Raw genomic sequence first — 10,656 nt, forward strand, 5'->3', positions numbered from 1 at the left:
GAGTTTCTCTAACGTTGTAGGTGCCAAGAGATTGCGCAAAGTGGCTACCAATCGCTATGCTGACCGGCCATTTTGTTGCGGCAGCGAACGTGGGAAGCACCCCATTCTGGGCAGGTTATAAGCACCATAAAAAAAGCGAAACCGTCCTTTATACCATAAGCACGCTGCTAAAAAAATACGCTGACTAGTAGAGGCACGCCCATGAATAGAGGTCTTCACCAGCCTGGCGAGTTTCGCGATAACTGTGGTTTTGGCCTGATTGCCCATATGGAAGGCCAGGCTAGCCACGACTTGCTGAAAACTGCCATTGAATCCCTGACCTGCATGACCCACCGGGGCGGTATCGCTGCCGACGGAAAGACCGGCGACGGCTGTGGTTTGCTACTTAAAATGCCCACGCCTTTCATGCAGGAACTGGCCAAAGAGGCGTTTGATGCCGAGCTGGGCGAACGCTTTGCAGTGGGCGTCGTTTTTCTACCCAACGATGACGCCCGTGAAGCGCATGCCCGTGACACCCTGACCCGCGAGCTTGAAGCGCGCGGGCTCAATGTGCTGGGCTGGCGCGATGTGCCCACAGACCCGAGCGTTTGTGGGCCCATGGCGCTGGATTGCCTGCCGCGCATTCGCCAGCTGTTTGTGCAACCAGGCCAAGGCGAGCACTTCGATGTTGACCTCTTTATGGCTCGCCGCCGCGCGGAGCAGGCGCTGCGTGACGAAGAGGACTTCTACGTCGCTTCCCTGTCGTCAGAAGTGGTCTCCTATAAAGGCTTGGTGATGCCGGAAGATCTACCGGCGTTCTATCAGGATTTGAACGACCCGCGTCTGGAAACCGCCATCTGCGTTTTTCACCAGCGCTTCTCGACCAATACCGCACCGCGCTGGCCATTGGCGCAGCCATTCCGCCTGCTGGCCCACAATGGTGAGATCAACACCATTGAAGCCAACCGCGGTTGGGCGAACTCGCGTAAGGCGAATTTCGTCAATGAGCGCCTGCCGGATATCGCCGAACTGGACGAGATCGTCAATACCACCGGCTCTGACTCCTCAAGCATGGATAACATGCTGGAAGTGCTGCTCACCGGCGGTATGGAGCTGCACCGTGCGGTGCGCATGATGGTGCCGCCTGCCTGGCAGAACGTCGAAACCATGGACGCCGAGCTGCGTGCCTTCTACGAATACAACTCCATGCATATGGAGCCGTGGGACGGCCCTGCGGGCGTGGTGATGACCGATGGCCGCCAAGCGGTGTGTATGCTCGACCGTAACGGCTTACGTCCGGCGCGCTGGGTGATTACCAAAAATGGCTATATCACCCTGGCCTCGGAAACGGGCACCTACGGTTATAAGCCGGAAGACGTGGTGGCTAAAGGCCGTGTTGGCCCCGGCCAGATGCTGGCGGTGGATACCCAAACCGGCGAAGTGTTGCACACGACTGATATTGATGAGCGACTGAAGTCCGCCTACCCCTATAAGCGTTGGCTAAAGCAGGAAGCCAACTATCTGGAGTCGGCGCTGACCGAACTGGCGCGCTTCCAGACCATGGATGCCGATTCGCTCAACGTGCAGCAGAAAATGTTCCAGGTCAGCTTTGAAGAGCGCGACCAGGTGCTCCGCCCGCTGGCGGAGAGCGGCCAGGAAGCCGTGGGCTCCATGGGCGACGATACACCCATGGCGGTGCTGTCGAGCCGTCCCCGCCTGCTGACGGATTTCTTCCGTCAGAAGTTTGCCCAGGTCACCAACCCGCCGATTGACCCGCTGCGCGAAGCAATCGTCATGTCGCTGGAAACCTGCTGTGGCGCCGAGCTTAACGTCTTTAAAGCGACGCCTGAACACGCCCATCGCTTGATTCTGACCACGCCAGTGCTGTCGCCGCGTAAATTTACCGCGCTGGTCAGTCAGGACGACCCAGCCTTCGCCAGCTATACGCTGTCGCTGGGCTACGACCCTGAGCAACAGAGCCTGCATCAGGCGCTCAAAGCGCTGTGTAAAGAAGCTGAAGCCCAAGTGCGCGCCGGTAAAGTGATCCTGGTGCTCACCGATGCCGAGCTGGCGAAAGGGCTGATTCCGATTCAGGCTGCCCTGGCGGTGGGTGCCGTGCACTCTCACTTAGGCCGTCTGGCGCTGCGCCCCAATGCCAATATCGTAGTGGAAACCGGTTACGCCCGCGATGCTCACCAAATGGCGGTGCTGTTTGGGGTAGGTGCTACGGCGGTGTATCCGTGGCTTGCCTACCAGGTGATGGCGGATATGCACCGTACCGGCGAGCTGACCGGTAACCCGGCGGATGGCCGTGAGAACTACCGTAAAGGTCTGCAGAAAGGCCTGTTCAAGATCCTGTCTAAAATGGGTATCTCGACGCTGGCCTCCTACCGTGGCTCGATGTTGTTTGAAGCCGTGGGGCTGGCGGATGAAGTCATGGATATGTGCTTTGTCGGCATGGCATCGCGCATCCAAGGCACCGGCTTCGCCGAGCTGCAGATGCAGCAGGCGCTGCTGGCCAAAGATGCCTGGATTCCCCGCAAAGGAATCTCCCAGGGCGGCATGTTCAAATATGTCCACGGCCACGAGTACCATGCCTACAACCCCGATGTGGTGATGTCGCTTCAGGCCGCGGTTCAAGAGGGCAGCTACACCAAGTGGAAGAAGTTCGCCCAGTTGGTGAACGAGCGCCCGGTGGCCACCATTCGTGATCTGCTCAAGCTTAAGCCGGTTGAAACGCCGTTGCCGCTCGACGAGGTTGAGCCGGTTGAAGCGCTGCTGCCACGCTTTGACAGCGCGGGCATGTCGCTGGGTGCGCTGTCGCCTGAAGCCCACGAAGCGTTGGCCCAGGCCATGAACGAAGCGGGCGGTCGCTCCAATTCAGGTGAAGGCGGCGAAGACCCGGCACGCTACGGCACGGTGCGTAGCTCGAAGATCAAGCAAATCGCCTCCGGCCGTTTTGGCGTGACGCCACATTACCTGGTCAATGCGGAAGTGCTGCAGATCAAAGTCGCCCAGGGCGCCAAGCCCGGCGAAGGTGGTCAGCTACCCGGCGGTAAAGTGAACGAACTGATTGCCCGGCTGCGCTATGCGGTGCCCGGCGTGACGCTGATTTCGCCGCCGCCCCACCACGATATTTACTCTATCGAGGACTTGGCTCAGCTGATTTTTGACCTTAAGCAGGTTAACCCTGAGGCCCAGGTGTCGGTGAAGCTGGTTTCTGAGCCGGGTATCGGCACTATCGCGACCGGCGTTGCCAAAGCCTACGCTGACCTGATTACCGTCTCCGGTTACGACGGTGGCACGGCGGCGAGTCCGTTGACCTCCATCAAGCACGCTGGTTCGCCCTGGGAACTGGGGCTGCCGGAAGTGCATCAGGCGCTGCGGATCAACGGCCTGCGTGACAAGATTCGCCTGCAGACCGACGGCGGCCTGAAAACCGGCTTAGACGTTGTTAAAGCAGCGATTCTGGGTGCTGAAAGCTTCGGTTTTGGTACCGCACCAATGGTCGCGCTGGGCTGTAAGTATCTGCGCATCTGTCACCTCAACAACTGCGCCACCGGTGTGGCCACCCAGGATGATTTTCTGCGCGGCGAACATTTCCGCGGCACCGTGGATATGGTCAAAAACTACTTCCGCTTTATCGCTGAAGAAGTGCGCGAGCTGATGGCAGCGCTGGGTGTGCGCAAGCTGACCGATCTAATTGGACGTACTGACCTGCTGGAAGTGTTGGAAGGTAATACGCCTTCTCAGCGTAAGCTCGACTTAACGCCGCTGCTGGCCAATGATTTTGTACCTAAAGATGCGCCCCAGTTCTGCAAGGTCAGCCGTAACGTGCCTCACGATCCAGGTGCCAAAAACCAGGAAGTGTTGGCGGCGCTGAAAGACGCCATTGAAAGCCAGTCGGGTGGCGAGTTTGATTTCACCATCACCAACTGTGACCGCAGCGTGGCAGCGTTAACGTCCGGGGCCATCGCCAAGCGCTACGGTGAAGAAGGCCTTGAAAACGCGCCTATCACCGCACGCTTTACCGGCGTCGCCGGGCAGAGCTTCGGGGTGTGGAACGCCCGTGGCCTGAACCTCTACCTGGAAGGTGACGCCAACGACTATGTCGGCAAGGGCATGAACGGCGGCAGTATCGTGATTGTGCCGCCTAAAGTCAGCCAGTTTGAGAGCCATAAAACCGCCATTATCGGCAACACCTGCCTGTACGGCGCCACCGGCGGCACGCTGTTTGCAGCCGGTACTGCAGGCGAGCGTTTTGGGGTGCGTAACTCGGGTGCTGCCGCGGTCATTGAAGGTGCGGGGGACCACTGCTGCGAATATATGACCGGCGGCTTGGTCTGCGTACTCGGTGAAACCGGTGTGAACTTCGGCGCGGGGATGACCGGCGGGTTTGCCTATGTGTTGGATGAAGAGCGCACCTTCGTGGACAAGTACAACCATGAGCTGGTCGAAATTCATCGTGTTAACACAGAAGCGATGGAGGCGTATCGTCGCCACCTGCGTGAAATGATCGAAGCCTATGTGGCCGCGACGGGTTCGGCGCGTGGGGCGGCTATTTTGGAAGACTTCAGCGACTATGCGCGTCACTTCTGGCTGGTGAAGCCAAAAGCGGCAAGCCTGGGTAGTTTGCTGGACCAGTCTCGGCGTCAGCCGCAATAACCCGCTTATGCCCCTCACGCTGACAGGAGAGAGATCATGGCTAACCGTTTAAATAACGATTTTCAGTTTGTTGATGTGGGTCGTAAAGACCCGGAAAAGAAAGACGCCCGCGCCCGTGCCAAAGAGTTTGCGGAAATTTATGAGCCGTACAAACCTTCTGACGCGGCCAGCCAGGCGCACCGCTGCCTGCACTGCGGTAACCCCTACTGCGAGTGGAAGTGCCCGGTACACAATTACATTCCCAACTGGCTACAGCTGGTGGTGGAAGGCAACATTATTGAAGCCGCTGAGCTGTCCCACAAAACCAACTCGCTGCCCGAAGTGTGTGGCCGCGTGTGCCCCCAGGATCGCCTGTGCGAAGGCGACTGCACGCTGAATGACGGCTTTGGCGCGGTGACCATCGGTTCGGTGGAGAAGTACATCACCGATACCGCATTTGCCATGGGCTGGCGTCCAGATATGTCACACGTCACCTGGACAGATAAAAAAGTCGCCATCATTGGCGCAGGCCCGGCGGGCTTGGGGTGTGCCGATATTCTGGCGCGTAACGGCGTTAAGCCGGTGGTATTCGATAAGTACCCGGAAATTGGCGGCCTGCTGACCTTTGGTATTCCTGAGTTCAAGCTGGAAAAAAGCGTGATGGAACGCCGCCGCGCGGTGTTTGAAGAGATGGGCGTCGAGTTCCGTCTTAATACCGAAATCGGCTCCGATATCGAATTTGAGACCCTGATGCAGGAGTACGACGCGGTCTTCCTGGGCATGGGTACCTATAAGTACATGGAAGGCGGCTTCCCTGGTGAAGATCTGCCGGGCGTGTACAAAGCCCTCGACTTCCTGATTGCCAACGTCAATCGCTGCTTAGGCTTCGAGAAGGATCCCAACGACTATATCTCCATGGAAGGCAAGCGCGTGGTGGTGCTGGGCGGCGGCGACACGGCGATGGACTGTAACCGTACCTCTATCCGTCAAAATGCGGCCAGCGTGACCTGTGCGTATCGTCGTGACGAGGGCAACATGCCGGGGTCGCGCCGTGAGGTCTCCAATGCCCGTGAAGAGGGCGTTGAGTTTCTGTTCAACCGTCAGCCGGTGGCGGTCGTCGGTGAAGAGAAGGTCGAAGGCGTGAAGGTTGTGCGCACCCGCTTGGGTGAGCCGGACGAAAATGGCCGTCAGCGGCCTGAAGTAGTGCCCGGCTCTGAAGAGATCATTGCCGCGGATGCCGTGGTCATCGCCTTCGGTTTCCAGGCCAGCCCAGCGCCCTGGTTCGATAGCGCCAATATTCAGGTGGACGAGCGCGACCGCGTCACCGCGCCGGAGCACGGCCAGTACGCCTTCCAAACCAGCAACGAAAAAATCTTTGCCGGTGGCGATATGGTGCGCGGCTCTGATTTGGTGGTCACGGCGATTTACGAAGGCCGTCAGGCAGCGGAAGGTATTTTGGATTACCTGGGCGTTTAATGCAGATTCCAGTACCGATCTTGTAGGAGCTCGACTTGTCGAGCGATCAGTCTATCTACCGGTTATTACTATCGGCGTTTCGATGATTGCTGATCGCCCAATGAATTGGGCTCCTACGACCCCGTCTTGCATCAGGCTATCTATGGGGCATCGCCCGCGGCGCCTCGGCCCGTGTTTCCGTCGTAATTGAGCCTTAGGTCGTAATCTGCTAGTCTGTCGACCCATCCTGGCGTGGCTTTCTGCCGTGCCTTCTGATCACGTTTCGACAGGTTATCCATGACACGATATATCTTCGTGACCGGCGGCGTTGTGTCCTCTCTTGGTAAGGGCATCGCCTCCGCCTCGCTTGCGGCGATTTTAGAGGCCCGCGGCCTTAAGGTCACCATGCTCAAGCTCGACCCGTACATCAACGTGGATCCGGGCACCATGAGCCCTTTCCAGCACGGTGAGGTGTTCGTCACCGAAGATGGCGCCGAAACCGACCTTGATCTCGGGCATTACGAGCGCTTTATTCGCACCAAAATGACCCAGCGCAATAACTTTACGACCGGCCGTGTTTACGAGCACGTACTGCGTAAAGAGCGCCGTGGCGACTACCTTGGTGGCACCGTTCAGGTTATTCCGCATATCACTGATGAGATTAAAGAGCGCGTGTACGCGGGCGGTGAAGGCTTTGATGTGGCGCTGGTGGAAATTGGTGGCACGGTCGGTGACATCGAATCGCTACCTTTCCTGGAATCGATCCGCCAAATTCGTAGTGAGCAGGGTGCCAATCGCGCCATATTCATGCACCTAACGCTGGTGCCCTACATCAAAACGGCCGGTGAGACCAAAACCAAGCCCACCCAGCACAGCGTTAAAGAGCTGCGTTCCATCGGTATCCAACCGGATATTCTGATTTGCCGCAGCGAAGTGGAGCTGGAAGAGAGCGAGCGCCGCAAAATTGCCCTGTTCACCAACGTCGAAGAGCGTGCGGTGGTGCCATTGCAGGATGCCGATACCATCTATCGCATTCCGTTGATGCTTCACGAACACGGCCTCGACGAGATCGTGTGCGATAAGCTACGTTTGGAAGCGCCTGAAGCCGATCTCTCTGAATGGGTGAAAGTGCTGGATGCCAAACTCAATCCGCTCAAGTCGGTCAGCATCGCCATGGTGGGTAAATACATGGAGTTGCTGGATGCCTATAAGTCGCTCAACGAAGCGCTGATTCACGCTGGCATCCAAGGTCGCATCAAGGTCAACGTCGACTATATTGACTCTGAAGATATCGAGCGCCACGGCACCGAACGACTGGCGGGTAAAGACGCCATTCTGGTGCCTGGCGGCTTTGGTGAACGCGGCGTAGAAGGCAAGATCATGACCGCTCAGTTCGCCCGCGAAAACAAGGTGCCGTATCTAGGCATCTGCCTGGGTATGCAAGTGGCGGTGATTGAGTTTGCCCGTAACGTGGCGGGTTGGAAAGACGCCAACTCTACCGAGTTCACCCACGATACTCAGCACCCGGTTGTGGGGTTGATCACCGAGTGGCTGAATCCGGAAGGCAAAATCGAGCTACGCGATGCGGCGTCCGATTTAGGCGGCACCATGCGCTTAGGTGGTCAGGTGTGCCACTTGGCATCGGGCTCTAAAGCACGTGAGGCCTATGGCTCCGACGAGATTGTGGAGCGCCATCGCCATCGCTTTGAGGTCAATAACCAGTTTATCGATGAGCTTGAAAAAGCCGGGCTGGTTATCTCGGGTAAAAGCGTTGATCAGTCGCTGGTGGAAATGGTCGAGTTGGCGGATCACCCCTGGTATGTGGCCTGTCAGTTCCATCCGGAGTTCACGTCGACTCCCCGTGATGGACACCCGCTGTTCTCGGGCTTTGTGAACGCCGCGTTGGATCACAAAACAGCGCGCAGTCGCGCCCATGCGCATTCTCAGGAATAAGAGGGCAAAAGCATGGCTTCGCAAGATGGATCGCAAGAGCGTCATATTAACGTTGCCGGCTTAACTGCCGGTAATTCCTTACCGCTAATGCTGTTGGGCGGCATGAACGTGCTGGAGTCTGCCGAGCTTGCCGACGAAGTCGCTCAAGCTTACGTTACGGTGACCCAAAAGCTGGGGTTGCCTTACGTGTTCAAGGCCAGCTTCGATAAAGCCAACCGCAGCTCAATCAACTCCTATCGCGGCCCGGGTATCGAGAAAGGGCTGCAGATTCTGGCGGATATCAAAGCCCGCCACAATGTACCCATTATTACCGATGTGCATGAGCCCTGGCAGGCGGAAGCGGCGGCTGAAGTTGCTGATATTATCCAACTGCCCGCCTTTTTGGCCCGCCAGACTGATTTGGTGGTCGCCATGGCCAAAACCGGCGCCGTCATCAATATCAAAAAGCCGCAGTTTTTGGCCCCCCATGAAATGCGCCATATCCTCAGCAAGTTCCAGGAAGCGGGTAACGACCAACTGATGCTCTGTGAGCGTGGCTCAAGCTTTGGTTACAACAATCTAATTGTTGATATGCTTGGCTTTGGTGATATGAAGCAAACCGGCTACCCGGTATTTTTCGATGTCACCCATGCGCTGCAGCGCCCCGGCGGGCGTGCTGACAGCGCAGACGGTCGTCGGGCGCAGGTGGCTGAATTGGCTCGGGCGGGTGTGGCTGTCGGCCTTGCAGGGCTGTTTTTAGAGGCCCATCCTGACCCTGATAACGCTAAGTGCGATGGCCCCTGTGCGCTGCCGCTGGATCAGCTAGAACCGTTCTTAACCCAGCTGGCCCAGTTGGATGCGCTGGTTAAAGGATTTGAGCCGCTGACGATTCGCTAAGCAGGACGTTATATTAATAATTTTATCCGACCTACCGTAAAGGAAACTGCCATGACCAAAATTGTTGCTATCAGTGCGTTGGAAGTGCTGGATTCGCGTGGAAACCCGACCGTGCAGGCGCACGTACGCCTTGCCAGTGGCGCCGTCGGCGAAGCCTGTGCCCCAAGCGGTGCCTCAACCGGCTCCCGGGAAGCGTTAGAGCTGCGCGACGGCGATAAGTCGCGCTACCTGGGCAAGGGCGTGCTGAAAGCAGTCGAAGCGGTCAACGGCAAGATTCGTGATGCGTTGATGGGGATGGATGCGCGTGACCAGCGCGGCCTGGACGATGCCATGCTGGCGTTAGACGGCACTGAGAACAAAGCGAATCTGGGGGCTAATGCGATTCTAGCGGTTTCCCTGGCCGCCGCTAAAGCCGCCGCTAACGCCAAAGGCGTGCCGCTGTATGCCCACATTGCCGAGCTCTACGGTCAGCCGGGTCAGTACAGCATGCCGGTACCGATGATGAACATTATCAACGGCGGCGAGCACGCGGATAACAACGTCGATATCCAAGAGTTTATGGTCCAGCCAGTAGGTGCGCCCAATTTCCGCGAAGGGCTGCGCATGGGCGCAGAAATTTTCCACGCGCTGAAAAAAGTGCTCTCTGCTAAAGGGCTCTCTACGTCCGTCGGTGACGAGGGCGGCTTTGCGCCTAACCTAGCATCTAACGCTGATGCGCTAGCGGTGATTAAACAAGCCGTTGCTGATGCCGGTTACTCCTTGGGTAAAGACGTTACCTTGGCGCTGGATTGTGCTTCGTCTGAGTTCTATAAAGACGGCCAGTACAACCTTTCCGGTGAAGGCAAAAGCTACGACGCACAAGGCTTTACCGATTACCTGGCAGGCCTGTGCGCCGATTATCCGATCGTGTCTATCGAAGACGGCATGGATGAATCGGACTGGGCGGGTTGGAAAGCGCTGACCGACAAGCTGGGCGATAAAGTGCAGCTGGTGGGCGATGATCTATTTGTGACCAATACCAAGATTCTCAAGCGCGGTATCGATGAGCAGATCGGTAACTCTATCTTGATCAAGTTCAACCAGATCGGCTCGCTTTCCGAGACGCTGGATGCCATCAAGATGGCCCAGGATGCGGGCTTTACCGCGGTTATTTCACACCGCTCTGGTGAAACCGAAGACACCACCATTGCCGATTTGGCAGTGGGCACCTGTGCCGGGCAGATCAAAACGGGTTCACTGTGCCGCTCTGATCGGGTTGCCAAATACAACCGTTTACTGGTGATTGAAGCGGAACTGGGTGATGTGACTTACCCAGGTCTGAAAGCTATTAAGGGGCAGTAAAAGCCAATTTCGAGCGAATTTTGAGAGGCGTTTGTAAGAGATGTCTCAAGATTTTGTAAGAGATATCTTACAAATACCGACGAGAATCGCTCGATTTGGGTAAGAAACAACGTGATTTTCCATTAATTTAAATTAAAGTTGTTGTTTTTAAAGGTTTTTAAAAAAAAGGGCGAGTCGCTGCGACTCGCCCTTTTACATTTTGGCTTTGTTGAGAAGCTGCCGTGATCTGACACAATATACACAGGACAAGGGGAGGCAAGGACGCTTCAGTCAGGATGCAGCGGGATGTAGGTCAGATGCGCCGGGTGATACAGTGAAGTGAGCCCCGGCAAGGAAGTCATCTGAGGAGGTTGATCCAGGGAGTGGTCAGAGGAAGTGCTTGGAGCGGGCGGCCTACGGGCCGCCTTT

General features: G+C 57.1%; 5 protein-coding genes. All 5 read left to right on the top strand.

Annotation, left to right across the window (positions count from 1 at the left end):
- Nucleotides 1-201 precede the first annotated feature (201 nt).
- Nucleotides 202-4,644, top strand: a complete 4,443-nt coding sequence (gltB, locus tag ACT3UM_RS17215) for a glutamate synthase large subunit (protein ID WP_498900788.1) — start codon at nt 202-204, stop codon at nt 4,642-4,644.
- A gap of 36 nt (nt 4,645-4,680) precedes the next feature.
- A complete protein-coding gene (locus ACT3UM_RS17220; protein ID WP_498900790.1) occupies nt 4,681-6,099 on the top strand; it encodes an FAD-dependent oxidoreductase in 1,419 nt (472 codons plus the stop codon).
- Nucleotides 6,100-6,375: 276 nt separating this feature from the next.
- Nucleotides 6,376-8,031 carry a CTP synthase gene (gene pyrG / locus ACT3UM_RS17225; RefSeq protein ID WP_498900792.1) on the top strand — a complete coding sequence of 552 codons (1,656 nt, stop codon included), beginning with the start codon at nt 6,376-6,378 and terminating at the stop codon, nt 8,029-8,031.
- Between the two features lie 12 nt (nt 8,032-8,043).
- Nucleotides 8,044-8,907, top strand: a complete 864-nt coding sequence (gene kdsA, locus ACT3UM_RS17230) for a 3-deoxy-8-phosphooctulonate synthase (RefSeq protein ID WP_498900794.1) — start codon at nt 8,044-8,046, stop codon at nt 8,905-8,907.
- A gap of 51 nt (nt 8,908-8,958) precedes the next feature.
- Nucleotides 8,959-10,248: a phosphopyruvate hydratase gene (gene eno / locus ACT3UM_RS17235; protein ID WP_498900796.1), complete on the top strand. Its 1,290-nt coding sequence runs from the start codon at nt 8,959-8,961 to the stop codon at nt 10,246-10,248.
- The last annotated feature ends 408 nt before the right edge of the window (nt 10,249-10,656 follow it).

This window comes from Halomonas sp. AOP13-D3-9 (genome assembly GCF_052379125.1).
Classification (GTDB): domain Bacteria; phylum Pseudomonadota; class Gammaproteobacteria; order Pseudomonadales; family Halomonadaceae; genus Vreelandella.